Origin of the sequence: Jannaschia marina (genome assembly GCF_013404595.1) — a bacterium.
GTDB lineage: Bacteria > Pseudomonadota > Alphaproteobacteria > Rhodobacterales > Rhodobacteraceae > Jannaschia > Jannaschia marina.
Genome location: NZ_JABVAX010000002.1, coordinates 218102 through 234718, shown reverse-complemented (window position 1 = coordinate 234718; position 16617 = coordinate 218102). Strand labels below are relative to the sequence as shown.

Annotated in this window: 18 protein-coding genes; 7 read left to right on the top strand and 11 right to left on the bottom strand. The window is 68.9% G+C overall.

The genetic code is table 11. The features are described 5' to 3' along the window. Positions 1 to 20: 20 nt before the first annotated feature. Positions 21 to 446 (bottom strand): OsmC family protein, encoded by a 426-nt coding sequence (locus HSX43_RS04930; protein ID WP_179378985.1) that lies wholly within the window; start codon positions 444 to 446, stop codon positions 21 to 23. A gap of 220 nt (positions 447 to 666) precedes the next feature. Between HSX43_RS04930 and HSX43_RS04925 the strand changes: the two genes are divergently transcribed. The 4 genes from HSX43_RS04925 to HSX43_RS04910 all read left to right on the top strand — a co-directional run bounded on the left by HSX43_RS04925 (position 667) and on the right by HSX43_RS04910 (position 5436). Beyond that, positions 667 to 2145: a DEAD/DEAH box helicase gene (locus tag HSX43_RS04925; protein ID WP_179378984.1), complete on the top strand. Its 1479-nt coding sequence runs from the start codon at positions 667 to 669 to the stop codon at positions 2143 to 2145. Positions 2146 to 2245: 100 nt separating this feature from the next. Next, on the top strand, positions 2246 to 3418 hold the full coding sequence (gene pobA / locus HSX43_RS04920; protein WP_179378983.1) for a 4-hydroxybenzoate 3-monooxygenase: 1173 nt from the start codon (positions 2246 to 2248) through the stop codon (positions 3416 to 3418). Then, positions 3415 to 4221, top strand: coding sequence for a 3-oxoadipate enol-lactonase (gene pcaD, locus HSX43_RS04915; protein ID WP_179378982.1), 807 nt, complete (start codon positions 3415 to 3417; stop codon positions 4219 to 4221). The genes pobA and pcaD overlap by 4 nt, the downstream gene beginning before the upstream one ends. Before the next feature lie 9 nt (positions 4222 to 4230). Then, a complete protein-coding gene (locus HSX43_RS04910) occupies positions 4231 to 5436 on the top strand; it encodes a TCR/Tet family MFS transporter (protein WP_179378981.1) in 1206 nt (401 codons plus the stop codon). Here HSX43_RS04910 and HSX43_RS04905 read toward each other — a convergent pair. The 7 genes from HSX43_RS04905 to fabA form a co-directional block, all read right to left on the bottom strand. Continuing rightward, the gene (locus tag HSX43_RS04905) at positions 5403 to 6335 is read right to left on the bottom strand and encodes a threonine ammonia-lyase (protein ID WP_179378980.1); all 933 of its coding nucleotides are present in this window, start codon (positions 6333 to 6335) and stop codon (positions 5403 to 5405) included. The two genes, HSX43_RS04910 and HSX43_RS04905, sit on opposite strands and share 34 nt — an antisense overlap. Then, positions 6317 to 7147, bottom strand: coding sequence for an alpha/beta fold hydrolase (locus HSX43_RS04900; RefSeq protein ID WP_179378979.1), 831 nt, complete (start codon positions 7145 to 7147; stop codon positions 6317 to 6319). The genes HSX43_RS04905 and HSX43_RS04900 overlap by 19 nt, the downstream gene beginning before the upstream one ends. After that, positions 7147 to 7836, bottom strand: coding sequence for a haloacid dehalogenase type II (locus tag HSX43_RS04895; protein ID WP_179378978.1), 690 nt, complete (start codon positions 7834 to 7836; stop codon positions 7147 to 7149). Before HSX43_RS04895 ends, HSX43_RS04900 begins: the two co-directional genes overlap by 1 nt. A 67-nt stretch (positions 7837 to 7903) precedes the next feature. Continuing rightward, complete coding sequence (locus tag HSX43_RS04890) at positions 7904 to 8341, bottom strand: hypothetical protein (protein ID WP_179378977.1); 438 nt, start codon at positions 8339 to 8341, stop codon at positions 7904 to 7906. A gap of 172 nt (positions 8342 to 8513) precedes the next feature. Next, positions 8514 to 9293 carry an enoyl-ACP reductase FabI gene (locus tag HSX43_RS04885; protein ID WP_179378976.1) on the bottom strand — a complete coding sequence of 260 codons (780 nt, stop codon included), beginning with the start codon at positions 9291 to 9293 and terminating at the stop codon, positions 8514 to 8516. A 74-nt stretch (positions 9294 to 9367) separates the two neighbouring features. Further along, positions 9368 to 10597, bottom strand: coding sequence for a beta-ketoacyl-ACP synthase I (fabB, locus tag HSX43_RS04880; protein WP_179379278.1), 1230 nt, complete (start codon positions 10595 to 10597; stop codon positions 9368 to 9370). 83 nt (positions 10598 to 10680) lie between these two features. After that, the gene (gene fabA, locus HSX43_RS04875) at positions 10681 to 11190 is read right to left on the bottom strand and encodes a bifunctional 3-hydroxydecanoyl-ACP dehydratase/trans-2-decenoyl-ACP isomerase (RefSeq protein ID WP_179378975.1); all 510 of its coding nucleotides are present in this window, start codon (positions 11188 to 11190) and stop codon (positions 10681 to 10683) included. A gap of 145 nt (positions 11191 to 11335) precedes the next feature. Between fabA and irrA the strand changes: the two genes are divergently transcribed. From irrA to HSX43_RS04860, 3 genes are all read left to right on the top strand, one after another. Next, positions 11336 to 11755 (top strand): iron response transcriptional regulator IrrA, encoded by a 420-nt coding sequence (gene irrA / locus HSX43_RS04870; RefSeq protein WP_179379277.1) that lies wholly within the window; start codon positions 11336 to 11338, stop codon positions 11753 to 11755. A gap of 88 nt (positions 11756 to 11843) precedes the next feature. Continuing rightward, a complete protein-coding gene (locus tag HSX43_RS04865; protein WP_179378974.1) occupies positions 11844 to 12596 on the top strand; it encodes an SDR family NAD(P)-dependent oxidoreductase in 753 nt (250 codons plus the stop codon). A gap of 18 nt (positions 12597 to 12614) precedes the next feature. Beyond that, the gene (locus HSX43_RS04860; RefSeq protein ID WP_179378973.1) at positions 12615 to 13499 is read left to right on the top strand and encodes an NAD(P)-dependent oxidoreductase; all 885 of its coding nucleotides are present in this window, start codon (positions 12615 to 12617) and stop codon (positions 13497 to 13499) included. 6 nt (positions 13500 to 13505) lie between these two features. On the opposite strand, the gene HSX43_RS04855 is transcribed toward HSX43_RS04860, so the two are convergent. From HSX43_RS04855 to mobA, 3 genes are read right to left on the bottom strand one after another with little or no spacing between them, the layout of a single operon-like run. Then, positions 13506 to 15536, bottom strand: coding sequence for a molybdopterin-binding protein (locus tag HSX43_RS04855; RefSeq protein ID WP_179378972.1), 2031 nt, complete (start codon positions 15534 to 15536; stop codon positions 13506 to 13508). After that, positions 15524 to 15997: a molybdopterin-guanine dinucleotide biosynthesis protein B gene (gene mobB / locus HSX43_RS04850; protein ID WP_179378971.1), complete on the bottom strand. Its 474-nt coding sequence runs from the start codon at positions 15995 to 15997 to the stop codon at positions 15524 to 15526. The genes HSX43_RS04855 and mobB overlap by 13 nt, the downstream gene beginning before the upstream one ends. Then, positions 15994 to 16593 carry a molybdenum cofactor guanylyltransferase MobA gene (gene mobA, locus HSX43_RS04845; RefSeq protein ID WP_179378970.1) on the bottom strand — a complete coding sequence of 200 codons (600 nt, stop codon included), beginning with the start codon at positions 16591 to 16593 and terminating at the stop codon, positions 15994 to 15996. Before mobA ends, mobB begins: the two co-directional genes overlap by 4 nt. Positions 16594 to 16617 lie beyond the last annotated feature (24 nt).

Here is a 16617-nt window from a genome sequence, read left to right as displayed (position 1 = left end):
CCGTGCGCCCGCCGTCCGCATCACGCCAGCTTCGCATCCATCGTGATCTCGGCGTTCAGGAGCTTCGAGATCGGGCAGTTCGCCTTTGCGGCCTCGGCGGCCTCCATCACCTTCTCCGCCTCCGCGCCGGGCACCGACATCGTCACGTCGAGGTGCGACTTCGTCACGGCGAACCCGCCGTCGACCTGATCGAGCGTGACCGTTGCATTCGTATCGATGGCGTCGGCCGTCATGCCCCCCTCGCCCAGCACCATCGAGAGTGCCATCGAGAAGCAGGACGCATGGGCGGCCGCGATCATCTCCTCGGGGTTGGTCCCCGGCTTGTCCTCGAAACGGGTATTGAAGCCGTAGGGCTGCGCGTCGAGCGCGCCTGACTGCATCGAGACGGTGCCCTTGCCGTCCTTCAGGCCGCCCTCCCAATGGGCGGATCCGGTGTTGGTGGTCATGGCACTCTCCTCTCGTTCTGGGGCTCACGCGGAGGGAACCGCCCGCGCGGCCCGTTCGTTCCGTCCCCGAGGGCCAAGTTGACCCCGCGCGCGCCCTTTGCTAGGGCGGCGCTGCGCGGCCATCAGGGCCGGCACGACGTTTCGATTGGGGCGCAAGATTTTGTGGCGTCCCGCTACCCCAGAGCAACGGGCATCCGGCCCGGCTCCAGACAGGACGCACATGACGAGCTTTTCCGACCTGAACCTCGACCCGAAGGTTCTCAAGGCCATCGAGGCCACCGGCTACACCACTCCCACCCCGATCCAGGCGGGCGGCATCCCTCCGGCGCTCGAAGGCCGCGACGTCCTCGGGATCGCACAGACGGGCACCGGCAAAACCGCGGCCTTCACGCTGCCGATGATTACCCGGCTCGGCAAGGGCCGCGCCCGCGCCCGGATGCCCCGCTCGCTCGTCCTCGCGCCGACCCGCGAACTCGCCGCGCAGGTTGCCGAGAACTTCGACCAGTATGCCAAGGGCTCCCGCCTCAAGAAGGCCCTTCTGATCGGCGGCGTCAGCTTCAAGGAGCAGGATCAGCTGATCGACCGGGGCGTCGACGTCCTGATCGCGACGCCCGGCCGCCTGATCGACCATTTCGAACGCGGCAAGCTCCTGCTGACCGGCGTCGAGATCATGGTCGTGGACGAGGCCGACCGGATGCTCGACATGGGGTTCATCCCCGACATCGAGCGCATCTTCGAGATGACGCCCTTCACCCGGCAGACGCTCTTCTTCTCGGCCACCATGGCCCCCGAGATCGAGCGGATCACCAACAAGTTCCTCTCGGCCCCCGAGAAGATCGAGGTCGCGCGGCAGAACACGACCTCGGATACGATCACGCAGGTTCTGGTCGAGCACGCGCCCAAGCGCCGCGACATGACGGCAAAGGACAAGCGCGCAATCCTGCGCACGATCATCGACCGCGACAGCGCCCTCGAGGACAATCCGCTGCGCAACGCGATCATCTTCTGCAACCGGAAGGTCGACGTCGACATCGTCGCGAAGTCGCTGAAGAAGCACGGCTACAACGCAGAGCCGATCCACGGCGATCTCGACCAGTCGCATCGCACGCGCACGCTCGACGGCTTCCGCGACGGGAGCGTGACCTTCCTCGTCGCGTCGGACGTGGCAGCGCGGGGTCTCGACATTCCGAACGTGAGCCATGTCTTCAACTACGACGTGCCGAGCCACGCCGAGGACTACGTGCACCGCATCGGCCGGACGGGACGCGCCGGCAAGCTCGGAACGGCCTATTCGATCGCCGTGCCCGCCGATCAGAAGTACATCGACGCCATCGAGAGCCTGACAGAAGCGACCATTCCGCGCGGCGAGAACCCCTGGACGCCGCCGGGTGCCCGCAGCGGCAGCAGTCGCGACGAGAGCGAGGACGAGGGCGGCAAGCGCAGCTCGTCCCGCAGCCGCTCCCGCTCGCGAAAGTCGTCCGAAGCGAAAGACGCCGCCGAGAGCGCACCGCGCGACGACGCGCCGAAGGCGGATACGGGCCGCGACGATACACCGTCGGGCAGCCGCAGCAGCCGGTCGCGTGGCGGTCGCGGGCGCAGCGGTGGGCGCGACGACGGCCCGAAGGTCGTCGGTCTCGGCGATCACGTCCCGAGCTTCATCGAGCTGAGCTTCGACGAGCGGCGCGCCGATCCGGCGTAGGGCGCACGCCTGACGCGCGTCCGGACCGTTTGCCCCCCTGCACTGAGCGTGCCCCTTGCCCGACGGCCCACCCCCGGTCCATCAAGGCGCGGGGGGACGTATGACGACGACACGCACGCAGGTCTGTATCATCGGCGGGGGGCCGTCGGGGCTTCTGCTGTCGCAGATCCTGCATCGCGCCGGCATCGACACCCTCGTCCTTGAACGTCAAAGCCGGGCCTATGTGCTGGGCCGCATTCGCGCGGGCGTCCTCGAAGGTGGGACGATGCAGATGCTTCGTGACGCCGGCGTGGGCGCGCGGATGGACACCGAGGGATTCCTGCACGACGGCACCTATGTCGCCACGCGCAATCGCGGCTTCCGGGTCGATTTCGACGCGCTCATCGGGCGGCAGGTCATGGTCTATGGCCAGACCGAGGTGACGAAGGACCTCTATGCCGCGCGCGACGCCATGGACGGCCGGATCGTGGACGAGGCCGCGGACGTCGCGATCCAAGATGCCGCCGGCACGCCCCATGTCACCTATCGCAGGGACGGCACGGAGCACCGCGTCGATTGCGACTGGATCGCGGGGTGCGACGGCTTCCACGGGCTCAGCCGGCAGACGATACCCGCGGATGTGCTGCGCACGGTGGAGCGGGTCTATCCCTTCGGCTGGCTCGGCGTGCTGAGCCGGACGGCACCCGCCGCGCCGGAACTGATCTACGCCAACCACGACCGCGGGTTCGCCCTTGCCTCCATGCGTAACGAGAGCCTGAGCCGCTACTACATCCAGGCCCCCGTGGACGACCCCTTGGAGAAATGGACCGACGACGCCTTCTGGGACGAGCTGCGCCGGCGGCTTCCCTCGGACGTGGCGGACGCGATGGAGACGGGACCGACCATCGAAAAGAGCCTCGCGCCGCTGCGCTCCTTTGTCGCCGAACCGATGCGGTGGAACCGGCTGTTCCTCGTGGGCGACGCGGCCCATATCGTGCCGCCGACAGGGGCGAAGGGGCTCAACCTCGCGGTGTCGGACGTGCACTACCTGAGCGACGCGCTGATCCGGCACTACGGTGGCGACGACGAAGGCATCGACAGCTATTCCGAGCGCGCGCTCGCCCGCGTCTGGAAGGCGACGCGCTTCAGCTGGTGGTTCACGACACTCATGCACCGCTTCCCCGAGGACGGGGCCTTCGGACAACGCATGAAACAGGCCGAGATCGACTATCTCGAAAGCTCGCGCGCGGCGCAGACCGTCATGGCCGAAAATTACGTCGGATTGCCGTTTTGACCTCCGAAACCCTCTCCGTCACCGCCCGCGATGGCACGCGCCTCCACGCCGAGATCACCGGCCCCGCCGATGGCCGGGCCCTGGTCTTCGCGAACTCGCTCGGGTCCGACCTGAGGCTCTGGGACGCGGTGCTTGCGCATCTGCCGCCGGGTCTCCGGGTCCTGCGGTGGGACAAGCGCGGCCACGGGCGGTCCGACGTGCCGGAGCCGCCCTATGCGATGGGCACGCTCGTCGCCGATGCCGAGGCGGTCATCGAGGCGGCAGGGCTGCGCGCGGTCACCTTCTGCGGCCTCTCCATCGGAGGCATGATCGCGCAGGGCCTCGCCGTGAAACGACCGGACCTCGTCTCGGCGCTCGTCCTCTCGAACACGGCCGCCAAGATCGGCACGCCCGCGATGTGGGACGCCCGCATCGAGACGGTGCTTGCCGAGGGGATGGAGCCGCTTGCCGATCAGGTCATGCCGCGCTGGTTCGGGCGCGACTTCATGGCCGGGCCCGACCTGCCGCTCTGGCGGGCACGCTTCTGCGCGGTCTCGCCCAAGGGATATGCCGGCTGCTGCGCCGCGATCCGGGGCACGGACTTCTACACGCCGACGAGCGGGTTGCGCCTTCCGACCCTCGCCATCGCCGGCTCGGAAGACGTATCCACGCCGCCCGACCTCGTGCGCGAAACGGCCGATCTCATCCCCGGCGCGCGGTTCGAGCTGATGCGACGGGCCGGCCACCTGCCCTGCGTGGAACAGCCCGCCGCCTACGCCCGACTTCTCGGCGATTTCCTCGCCACGACCTCCGGCGCTCGGTAACCTGCCCCGATGGACAATCGCCGCCCCATCCTCTTCATCCTGATCACCATCGTGATCGAGGCGATGGGCATCGGCCTCGTCCTCCCAGTCATGCCCAGCCTCCTGCGCGAGGTGCAGGGCACCGACCTCAGCGAAGCGGCGCTCTGGGGCGGGCTGCTGGCGTCGAGCTATGCGCTGATGCAGTTCCTCTTTTCACCGACCATCGGCAACCTCTCGGACCGTTTCGGGCGGCGGCCCGTCCTTCTGCTGTCGCTGGCCGTCATCTTCGTCGATCACGTCATCATGGCGCTGGCGACGTCGATCTGGGTTCTCCTGATCGGGCGGATCATCGCGGGGATCGCGGCGGCCACCATGTCGACGGCGACCGCCTTCATGGCCGACATCTCCCCGCCCGAGAAGAAGGCCGCCAACTTCGGGCTCGTCTCTGCCGCCTTCGGGCTGGGCTTCGTGCTGGGGCCGGCGATCGGCGGGCTCCTGGCCGAGTTCGGGCCGCGCGCGCCCTTCTGGGCCACGGCGATCCTCTCGGCGGCGAACCTCGTCTTCGGCCTGCTCGTCCTACCCGAGACGCTGCGCCGGGCCCGGCCGTTCTCCTGGCGACGGGCGAACCCCCTCGGCAGCCTTCTGGCGGTCACGGCCCTGCCGGGGCTCGGCGGACTTCTCTTGGTCTTCTTCGTCTACCAGGTGTCGAACTGGGTCTACCCGGCGGTCTGGGCCTATTTCACGCAGGCCGCCTTCGGGTGGGACGAACGCATGGTCGGCGCGTCGCTCGCCGTCTACGGTATCTCGATGGTCATGGTGCAGGGCGGGCTGATCCGCTGGCTCATTCCGCGCCTCGGCGAACGCACGACCCTGCGCTGGTTCCTGCCCTACAACGCCGTCGTCCTCCTCTGCGTCGCCTTCGTGCCCTACGGCTGGCTGATGCTGCTGCTCACGCCCTTCTCGGCCATCGGCGCGGTGGTGCAACCGGCGATCCAGGGGGTTGCGAGCCGGGTCGTGGAGGACGATGCGCAGGGTGAACTTCAGGGCGTTCTGGCCTCGATCACCGCGGTCGCGGCCATCGCCTCGCCGCTCCTGATGACGCGTGTGTTCAACGTCGCCACGTCCGAGGGTCGGGACTTCGCCGGTGCGCCGTTCCTCGTCGCCTCTGGCCTGATGGCGATCGCCTGGGGGATCTACCGCGCTCAGACGCGGCTGAGGGCATCGCTGAAGACCTGAGCGTCGACGTTCCCGCCCGACGCCACCACGGCGACGTCGCCCGCGTGGTGGAAGAGTCCGGCCGCCAGCGCCGCCGCGCCGCCCGGCTCCAGCACGATGCGCAGGTGCTGCCAGGCCAGCGCCATGGCGCGAAGCGCTTCCTCGTCGGTCACAACGAGGCCCGCGCCGCAGAGGCGCTTGAGGATCGGGAAGGTGATCGCGCCCGGGCTTTCGGTCAGGATCGCATCGCAGATCGAGCCGGATCGCGCGTTGTTCGTCTGCCGCGCGCCCGCAGCCAGCGACCGCGCCACGTCGTCGAAGCCCGCCGGCTCGGCCGGGTGCACCCGCGCGCGACCTTCGAGCGCGAGCGCCACACCGGCCGTCAGCCCGCCGCCGCCGCAACAGACGATCACCTCGTCCACGTCCTCGGGTAGATCCTCGGCGATCTCGAGCCCGCAGGTGCCCTGACCCGCGATCACCAGCGGCTCGTCGTAGGGCCGCACCAGCGTCAGCCCGCGCTCCTCCATCAGCTGCGCGCCGATCTCCTCCCGGCTCTCGCGATCCCGGTCGTAGAGCACGACCTCCGCGCCGTAGCCCCGCGTGTTCGCCACCTTCACTGCGGGCGCATCCGTCGGCATGACGATCACCGCCCGCTTGCCCAGAAGCTGCGCCGCATGGGCCACGCCCTGCGCATGATTGCCCGAGGAGAAGGCGACGACGTCGCCCTCGATCTGGCTCAGCGCATTGAAGGCCCCGCGGAACTTGAAGCTGCCGGTCCGTTGCAGGCACTCCGCCTTCACATAGATCCGGCGCCCGAAGGCCGCATCGAGCGTCGGCGCATTCAGGAGCGGCGTGCGGACGGCATGGCCGCGGATCCGGTCTGCGGCGGCCTGGATGTCGCTCAGATCAACATCGTCCATTCGTTCAAGGCCTCCAGCGCTTCGGGTTCGTCCAGAAAGGGCACATGGCCCCGGTCGGGAACCTCGGCCGTGACCATATCGGGCCGGCGGCGTTTCATCTCGGCAAGGGTCTCTCGCGACAGCAGGTCCGAGTTGGCCCCCCGGATGCAGGCGAGCGGCAGGCCGGCGAGGGCATCGAACAGCGGCCAGAGATCCGGTGCGGGCTGCGCCCCCGCCTCCAGCACCGCATCCCGCAGCTTGGCGTCGTAGTTGATTGCAAGGCCCTCGGGCGTCTCGCGGTAGTGCTTCGCCACCTCCTCGCGCCAACGGTCGGCGGGCACGTTGGCGAAGCCCTGCATGAGCGTCGCGCGCATCAGCGCGGCCTCCTCCAGCGTGCGGGCCTCGGGCGGCTGACCGACATAGCCCTTGATGACCTCGAGGCCCTCGGGCGCAACCTCCGGCCCGATGTCCACGAGGCAGAGCCCCCCGAGCCGCGCCTTGGCCGTCAGCGCCAGCGCCATGCCGATCAGCCCACCCCGGGAGGTGCCGATGATCGGCACACGGTCGAGGCCGAGATGATCCAGCAGTTCCACCACGTCCCTCGCCTCGGTCGGGATCGTATAGGTCCGCCAGTCGGGCGCGCGTTGCGATTTGCCCCGGCCACGGTAGTCGAGCCGGATCACCCGATGCTCGCCCAGCAGATAGGGCAGCACGTAGTCGAAATCGGTGGAGTTGCGTGTCAGCCCCGAGAGGCAGAGGAGCGCCGGATCGCCCTCATCGCCCTGGTCCTCGTACCAGAGCCGCAGGTTGTCGGAGGATCGGAACTCCGGCATCAGAGCCGCTCCACGAGCGCCGGGATGCCCGAGAGATCATCGAGCACGTGTTCAGGCGTCCAGGGCAGGCGATCCATCGGCAGGCCACTGCGGTTCACCCAGGCCGTCGTGAAGCCGTAGCCCGTCGCCGCCGCCGCGTCCCAGCCGTTGGAGCTGACGAAGAGGACGTTGCCCGCCTCGCAACCGAAGGCGCGGCCGACCATGTCGTAGACCCGGGTATCGGGCTTGAAGACGCCCACGCTCTCGACCGAGAGCACATGGTCGAGGAGCCGCCCGACCCCCGCGGAAGAGACCGCCCCCTGCAGCATCTCGGGCGATCCGTTCGACAGGATGCCGGTTGCCTTGCCCGCGTCCTTGAGCGTGCCCAGCATCTCGGACACCTCCGGATAGGCCGACAGTTCCCAGTAGAGCTTCAGCAGCCGCTCGCGCAGCGCGTCGTCGCCGGCAAGGCCCGTGACCTCGAGCGCATAGTCGAGCCCGTTCTGCGTGACCTGCCAGAAGTCGCAATGTTCGCCGGCGATGGCCCGGATCCAGGTGTATTGCAGCTGCTTGTCGCGCCACTCGGCGGCGAGCTTTTGCCAGATATCGGCCAGCGCGGGGAAGGCCTCGTCTTCGGCCGCCTGCCGCGCGGCGGAGGTCACGTCGAACAGCGTGCCATAGGCGTCGAAAATGCAGGTGTCGATTGCCATCGGCGGCCCCCTCGGTTCGGTCGGGGCGACCCTGCCACGGGCACCCCGGCGCGTCGAGAGGAAGGCGTCAGATGCCGCGGTGCGCCATCTTGCACTCCAGAAGACCCTGAATGGTATGGTCCCGCGACCATCCGTCCTGCCTATCGGCGACACGCGCGACCCGGTCGCGCTCGGCCCGCAGGCCCGCGTCGGTAAAGCGTGCGCCATGGGTCGCGAACCAGCCATCGACGTCGACCGGGTCGCTTCCACCCGCCGCGACCCGCGCCGCTTCCCGCGCCCGCAGACCGTCGATGCCCGTCGAACAGAGATCGGGATCGCCGAAGCTCTGTCGGATGACCTGGCCGCGCAACTGGCTGCTGACGTCGACGGACACCTCCCCGACGCCGCCAGAAACGGTCTTGACCACCGAGAGGCCGGTCGCGGCCAGCACCGCTGTCAGGATCAGCCAGTCGAAAGAGATCGCGCCGGTCTCGTCGTGCAGAAAGGATTGGAGTTGAGGGGCCACGGTAATGCTCGCCTTTAAATCAAGTTCGAAACATATGTCCGACGAGAAAGACTAAAATAGGGTTAATCATCTGATTTACCGGCAAAAAGACACAATTTTGACTCAATTCCGGCGACGATCCGCCGGCCGGCGTGCAATCGTTGACGATTATCCGCCGATCCCGCCGCGGCGATCAGATATTCTCCGGCCGGGGCATCCCCATGACGTGATAGCCGCCGTCCACGTGAATCACCTCTCCGGTCGTGCAGGCTCCCGCCTCTGAGCAGAGATAGAGCGCCGTGCCGCCCACCGCCTCGAGCGTTGCGTTGGCCCGCAGCGGCGCGTTCGTTTCGGCGTGACGGAAGGTCTTGCGCGCGCCCCCGATCGCGGCTCCGGCCAGCGTCTTCATCGGCCCGGGCGAGATCGCGTTGACGCGGATGCCCTCGGCCCCGAGGTCGGAGGCGAGGTAGCGCACCGACGCCTCGAGCGCGGCCTTCGCCACCCCCATGACGTTGTAGAAGGGCATGACCCGCTGCGAGCCGTCGAAGGTCAGCGTCAGGATCGTGCCGCCCTCGGTCATCAACGGCGCGGCACGGCGCGCGACCTCGATCAGCGAATAGCAGGAGATGTCGAGCGAATGCTTGAAGTTCGCGCGGCTCGTGTCGACGAAGCGCCCCGTCAGTTCGGACTTGTCGGAAAAGGCGATCGCATGGACGACGAAGTCGAGGCGGCCGCCCTTCTCAAGTTCCGCGAACGCCGCGTCGAGCGAAGCATCGTCGGTCACGTCCACATCGAGGAGCGTGGTCGCGCCGATGCTCTCGGCCAGCGGCGCGAGCCGCTTGCCGAAGGCCTCGCCCTGGTAGGTGAAGGCCAGTTCCGCCCCCGCCGCCGACAGCGCCCGCGCGATCCCCCAGGCGATCGACCGCTCGTTCGCCACACCCATGATGAGCCCGCGCTTTCCGTTCATGTCCATCGGGTTCACCTCAGATCTGTCCGCTCTTGCCTCGTGTCCCGCCATAGGTTGGACATCCCAATGCCCACCGTCTCCTAGGCCCGGTGCTTCGAAATGATGACGGTCCCGTTCGTGCCGCCGAAGCCGAAGGAATTCGAGAGGATCGAGTCGATCTCCACGCCGTCCTTCAGTTCGGTGTTGATTTCCGCCGGGTCGAGTTCGGGGTCGAGCTCGGTCACGTTGATCGACGGGGCGATGAAACCCTTGTTCATCATCAGCATCGAATAGATCGCCTCCTGCACTCCGGTCGCCCCGAGCGAGTGGCCCGTCATCGACTTGGTGGAGCCGACGGGCGGCGTGCTGCCCGTGCCGAAGATGTTGCGCAGCGCCACGATCTCCTTGATGTCGCCGACCGGCGTGGAGGTGCCGTGGGCGTTGACGTAGCCAATCTCGCGATCTTCGGGCAGCTGGCTGAGCGCGAGGCGCATGGCCCGCTCCCCGCCCTCGCCCGAGGGGGCGACCATGTCGGCCCCGTCCGAAGTCGCGCCGTAGCCGGTGACCTCGCCGTAGATGGTGGCCCCGCGCGCGATGGCGCGCTCCCGTTCCTCCAGCACGACGACGCCCGCGCCGCCCGCGATGACGAAGCCGTCCCGCGTCGCGTCGTAGGGGCGGGACGCCGTCTCGGGGGCGTCGTTGTACTTGGACGACATCGCACCCATCGCGTCGAAGAGGCACGACAGCGTCCAGTCGACCTCCTCGCCGCCGCCGGCGAAGACGATGTCCTGCTTGCCGAACTGGATCTGCTCGACGCCGTTGCCCATGCAGTGCAGCGAGGTCGTGCAGGCCGAGGTGATCGAGTAGTTCACGCCCTTGATTCCAAAGGGCGTCGCCAGACAGGCGGAGTTGGTGGACGACATGCAGCGCGTCACCATGAAGGGGCCCATGCGCTTGGGGCTGCCCTTGTTGATTACGGTGTCGAAGGCGGTGAAGAAGTTCGAGGTCGACGGGCCGCCGGAGCCCATGACGAGCCCCGTGCGCTCGTTCGAGACCTCGTTCTCGGTCAGGCCCGCATCCGCGATGGCCCGCTCCATGGCGATGTAGTTGTAGGCCGCACCGGGCCCCATGAAGCGCAGCTGCCGCTTGTCGATATGATCCTCGACCTTGATGTCGGGTACGCCATGGACCTGGCTGCGGAAGCCGTGCTCGGCGTAGCTCTCGGAGAAGGTGATCCCCGACTTGCCCGCGCGCAGGGACGCCTCGACCTCCTCGGGCGAGTTTCCGATGGGCGAGACGATCCCGATCCCGGTGACGACGACACGACGCAACATTGCGTGGCTCCTCTCGTTCAGTCCTTCGCGCCCGATATGCCTGTGACGGGTGCGGATTCAATCGTTCAGTTACCTGGAGATCAGCTCTCCGACAGCGCGACCTTCATGTCCTTGACCTGATAGATGACCTCGCCGTCGGCCTCGACGATGCCGTCGGCCACGCCCATCGTCAGGCGGCGGGTCTGCAGGGCCTTGGTGAAGTCGACCCTGTAGGTCAGCATCCTCCGGTCGGGCCGCACCATGCCCGTCAGCTTCACCTCGCCCACGCCGAGCGCGTAGCCCCGCCCCTGCCAGCCGCGCCATCCGAGGTTGAACCCCGTCAGCTGCCAGAGCCCGTCGAGGCCGAGGCAGCCGGGCATGATCGGATTGCCGGGGAAGTGGCAGTCGAAGAACCAGAGGTCGGGCTTGATGTCGAATTCGGCGATCACATGACCCTTGCCATGCGGGCCGCCGTCGCCCGAGATGTCGGTGATCCGGTCCATCATGAGCATGGGCGGCTCAGGCAGCTGCGCGTTGCCCGGCCCGAACAGCTCTCCACGCGCGCATTTGAGCAGGTCTTCGCGGTCGAACTGCGTCGGATACTGGCTCATGGTGCCCCCTCTCGGCCGTTTCCGACCCCCTATCACCCGATGTTTCAACGTCGCAACCCTGCGTGTCTTGCCGCTGCGTCACAGAAATCCGGGTGAATCCGTTTGAAAACCATTCGCAGGACACCCTATATTGATGTCGATGGGTATGACCGAGTCATCCAGGGCCCGCGGCGAAAGCTGGCTGGCCGGCGCGAATCTGCGGCCGACGCGGCAGCGGGTTCTTCTCGCGTCTCTTCTCGTGGGCGACGGTCGCGACCGCCATGTCACGGCCGAGTGGCTACACGACGCCGCCCGCGCTTCGGGCGACAAGGTCTCGCTCGCCACGGTCTACAACACCCTGCGCGCCTTCACCGAGGCCGGCCTCGTGCAGGAGATCACCGTCGACGGCACCGGCAGCTACTTCGACACCAAGCTCGACGACCACCCCCATTTCTACTGGGAGGAGGAGGGCCGCCTGTCCGACGCGGGAACGGAAGCGCTCGAGATCGTGAACCTGCCCGACGCCCCCGACGGCATGGAAGTGACCAAGGTCGACGTCGTGATCCGGCTGCGCAACAAGCGCTGATCGGTTCGCCCCCGCACAGCCGCAACAGCGCCCCTGCCCTTGCGGCACCCTGCCCGGCCTGAGACAACCGGCCGCAGGAGGAGCAGTGATGCAGGATTTCGCCACTTACCCGAGCCTCAGAGGCAGGACCGTGATGATGACGGGAGGAGCCTCCGGTATCGGGGCCGAGATCGTCTCGGGTTTCGCGGCGCAGGGGGCTCGGGTGGGTTTTCTCGATCTCGATGCCGAGGGGGCGCAGGCGATGTCGGAGGCGCACGAGGGCGTCACGCATGAGGTCTGCGACCTGCGCGACATCGACGCGCTCAAGGCTGGTCTTGCCGCCCTGCGCGCGCGGATCGGCCCGGCCGACGTGCTGGTGAACAACGCCGCGCGGGACGACCGGCACGACTGGCGCGAGGTCACCGCGGACTATTGGGACGACCGCATGAACACCAACCTGCGGCACATGTTCTTCGCGATCCAGTCGGTCGCGCCGGACATGGCCGCGAAGGGCGGGGGCTCGATCATCAACATGGGGTCCAATTCCTGGTGGGAGGCCGGCGGCGGCTTCCCGGCCTATGCCACGGCCAAGGCGGCTGTCCATGGGCTCACCCGGACGATGGCGCGCGACCTCGGGCGTGACCGCATCCGCGTGAATACGGTCGTGCCCGGCTGGATCATGACCGAGCGGCAGAAGGAGCTCTGGGCCACGCCCGAAGCGCTCCAGGCGCAGGCGGCGCGGCAGTGCCTGCCGGACCTGATCGACCCGGTCTACGTGGCTCGGATGGTCCTCTTTCTCGCGTCGGACGACGCGGCGATGTGCAGTGCGAACAACTACATGGTGGAAGCCGGCTCGATCTGAGCCGGACGGGAGGACAAGATGGAAAAGATCGGTTTCGTGGGCGTGGGCCTGATGGGTCAGGGCATGGCGGCCAGCATGATGAAGGCGGGCCATCCGATGACCGTGGTGGCCCATCGCAACCGTGGCCCCGTCGAGGACCTCGTGGCGCAGGGGGCGACCGAGGCCGCCGACCTCGCCGAATTGGCGCGGGCCTCCGATATCGTCCACATCTGCGCCCCAGGCTCCCCGCAGGTGGAGGCCATCGTGGCGGAGCTCATCGCCCACATGCCCGAGGGCGGCGTCATCGTCGATTGCTCCACCGCGAACCCCGTCTCGACCGAGAAGCTGGCCGCCGAGGCCGAGGCCGCCGGCCTGCACTGGTGCGATGCGCCGCTCGGAGGCACGCCGGCGCAGGCCGCGACGGGCGAACTCGCGGCGATGGTCGGCGCGCGAGAAGACGTCTTCGCCCGCGTCGAGCCGGTGATCGCCACATGGGCCAAGGCCATCGTCCGCATCGGTGGCCCGGGCGCGGGGCATAAGATGAAGCTGCTGAACAACTTTCTCGCCATGGGCTACGGCGCGCTCTACTCCGAGGCGCTGGCGCTGGCCGAGAAATCGGGCGTGGGAACCGAGATGTTCGACAGCGTCATCCGCGGCAGCCGCATGGACTGCGGCTTCTACCAGACCTTCATGGGCTACGCCGTCGAGGGCAATCCGGAGGCGCACAAGTTCACGCTGACGAATGCCTTGAAGGACATGCGCTATCTCGCCGCCATGGCCGACGGATCGGCGGTGGCAAACCCGCTGCAGTCGGCGATCAAGAACAGCTACGCGATGGCCGTGAACACCGGCGGCGATGGCCCGGAGGACTACGTGCCCCATCTCGTCGATTTCGTGGCGCGTTCGAACGGGATCGACCGCTAGGGCCGGTCAGCCGAGGCCGAGGGCCGCGAACGACAGGTAGGGCACGGGGGTGCCCGGTTCGACGTCGCGCGCGGCATCGTCCAGCAGGACGAAACCCTCGGCCCAGGACAGACCCGAGACGAGGCCCGACCCCTCGGAGCGGAAGACCTCGGCCCGCCCGTCCCGCAGGCGCGCGCGCAAGACCTCCGTGCGCCCCGCCTTCTTGCGCTTGGAAAAGGCCGCCGGCACCGAGAGCCGCTCCGGCATGCGCCAGCCCGCCCCGGCCATCTGCAGGAGCGCGGGCCGGGCAAAGAGCGCGGCGCAGGTGAAGGCGGCCACCGGGTTGCCGGGCAGCCCGAAGAGCGGCGTGCCGTTCCATCGCCCGAGCGCGAGCGGACGTCCGGGCTTGATCGCGATCCGCCAGTGGTGGACGCCGCCCCGGTCCCGCAGGAGCCGGGAAAGATGGTCTTCGTCCCCCGCGCTTGCCCCGCCCGAGGTCAGGATCGCGTCCACCTCGGCCCCGTCGAGCGCGGCCGCGAGCGCATTGCCCGCATCGGGCACGCAACCGAGATCCACCGGCGCGAGGCCCCACGCGCGCAGCATCGCGAGCAGCATCGGACGGTTCACGTCGGGAATGCCGGTCAGGCTGCCGGGGGCGGTGATCTCGTCGCCGGTCGAGAGCACCCCCACCCGCAGCGGTGTCCGGACCGGCAGCGTCCCGTGACCGGCGGCGATCGCGAATCCGACGTCGGTCGGGCGCATCAGGCGCCCCGCGGGCAGCACCGGATCGCCGGTCGCCACGTCTTCCCCGGCTCCGCGCGTGTTCGCCCCCGCCTTCGGGATCGCCTTGAGCTTCAGCCGGTCGCCCTCGACCATCGCGTCTTCCTGCAGCGCGACGGTATCGGCCCCCGCCGGCACCTCGGCCCCGGTGAGGATGCGCAGCGCGTGCCCCGGCGGGACCACCCCGGCAAAGGGCTGGCCGGCGGCGGCGCGCCCGGGGGCCACTGGGATCGGACCGGGGCGCAGGGTGGCATGGTCGAAGGCCCAGCCGTCGACGGCGGCGTTCGTCGCGGGCGGGTTCGCGCGGGTCGCCACGAGACTTCGCGCAAGGATGCGCCCCGTGGCCGTGCCCACCGGAACGTCCTCGATCCCGGTCACCGGCGCGCAGTCGCGGCGTAGCGTCTCGAGCGCGGTATCGACGGGTGTCCAGTCGGTGCCGGGCGGCAGTGCGAAGCAGGAGGAGGGCGGCAGCACGCCGAGGATCCAGCCCTCCTCGGCGGCGATCCGGTCAGCATCCGGCTCGACGGCCGGCGCGGTGAACCAGTCGGCACTGGCGGCGCGCAGGGCCCGGGCGGTGGCCATGACCTGCCCGGCATCCTTGATCTCGTGGGGGTCCGGCTCGTGGAGGCTCGGGTAGATCTCGACGATGAGATCGGTATCGGGGACGAAGCGGAACCCCGTCTCCTGCGGCCAGACGGTCAGCGACGGATGACGCCGGCGCAGCCCGGCCAGCGCCGCGCAGCCCATCAACGCCTGGGACCCGACAGACCCGGTGGTGAAGAGCTTGAGCGCCGATTGCGCGGACGGCGCATAATCCTCCACCCGCCGATGTTCGGGCACGCCATGATCGCAACGGTCACGGCCCCGTTCGGGCAGGTCTGGGTAGCTGCGCCCCGCCGGGTGGCCCCAGAGCGGACCCACGCCGGGAAAGGCCCGGTTGATCTCCTGTGCCACGTCGAAGCGGTTGTTGCGGTTGTCCGCCCCGTCCTCGATCCGCTGGGCGAGCCAATCCCAGACGGCCAAGGCGCGGCGCTCCCCGGTCAGCACCTCTGCAAAGCCCGCGGGCCAGCCCATGGCGAAGTCGAAGCCGAGAAGCGTGCGATGCCCCCGCGCGAGCCAGTCCTCGATGAAGGCGATGCCATCGGCCCGGGTGCGGCAATACTGGACCGTCTGCTCCCCGTGCAGATCGGCGCAGATCCAGACCGCGTCCTTCTTGGGCGTCGCGGGATCGCGCGTGCTGCTGGCCGACCAGTCGGCGACGAGGATCAGCTCGAACATATGAAATCCGCGATGGCCGCGATATCGCCCAACGGCAGGACGGGCTGCGCCACGCCCGGGTCACCCGTCGCGGCGACCGCGCGGATGGTCGCGTCGGCGCGCGCGAGCGGAGGCTGGCCGGTCTCCGGCCGCCAGGCCTCGATCCGGGGATGGCTGCCGCGCTTCCACCCCTCGGCCAGAACCACGTCGCAGGGTGCAAGGCGAGAGAGCAGATGCTCGATCGTCGGATCGCTCACCTCCTCCATCAGGGCAAGCCGACGGTCGGTGGCGAGGATCACTTGCGCCGCCCCGGCCTGCCGGTGCGCGAAGGTGTCGGTGCCCGGCCGGTCGAGGTCGATGGCGTGGTGCGTGCGCTTGAGCGTGCTGACCGTCAGGCCCCGTCCCGTCAGCTCACGGACGAGCGCCGCGGTAAGTGTCGTCTTGCCGGCGTTCTTGTGACCGATGATCCCCATCAGGATCATGCCATGGCCTCCGCCCGCGCCAGATCCTCCGGCGTGTTGACGTTGAAGAAGGGATCCCACGGCTCGGTCGGGAACACGGCGAGACCCGCGCCGTGCCGATCGGTCCAGTGCAGGATCTTGCGCGTGCCACCTTCGAGTGCCGCGCGCAGATCGTGCCGCAACGCGGTGGGCCAGAGGCCGAAGGTCGGCTGCGGCCAGGTCTTCTGACCCTCTTGCGTCGCAGCGAGGGCGAGGCCCGAGGGTCCGGCGGCGTCGAGCAGGCGCGGCACGAGGTCGGGCGGCAGGAAGGGCGTGTCAGCTGCTGCGGTCACGATATGCGGACAGCCGAGGCCGGCCGCCCAATCGAGCCCGGCGAGCACGCCGGCCAAAGGCCCCGGCTGCTCCGGCAGGTCGTCGGGCAGAACGGGCAGGCAGAGGTCGGACCAGCGATCGGGGTCGCCGTTGGCGTTGAGCGCGAGGCGGTCGACCTGCGGGGCGAGGGTCGCGATCACGCGGTCCACGAGGGTCCGCCCGGCCAGTGGCAGGCGGCCCTTGTCGCCGCCGCCCATGCGGGTCGCCCGCCCGCCGGCAAGGATGAGGCCATGGGGTTGGATCATGCCCTATCCCTGTCCCGGACGGCC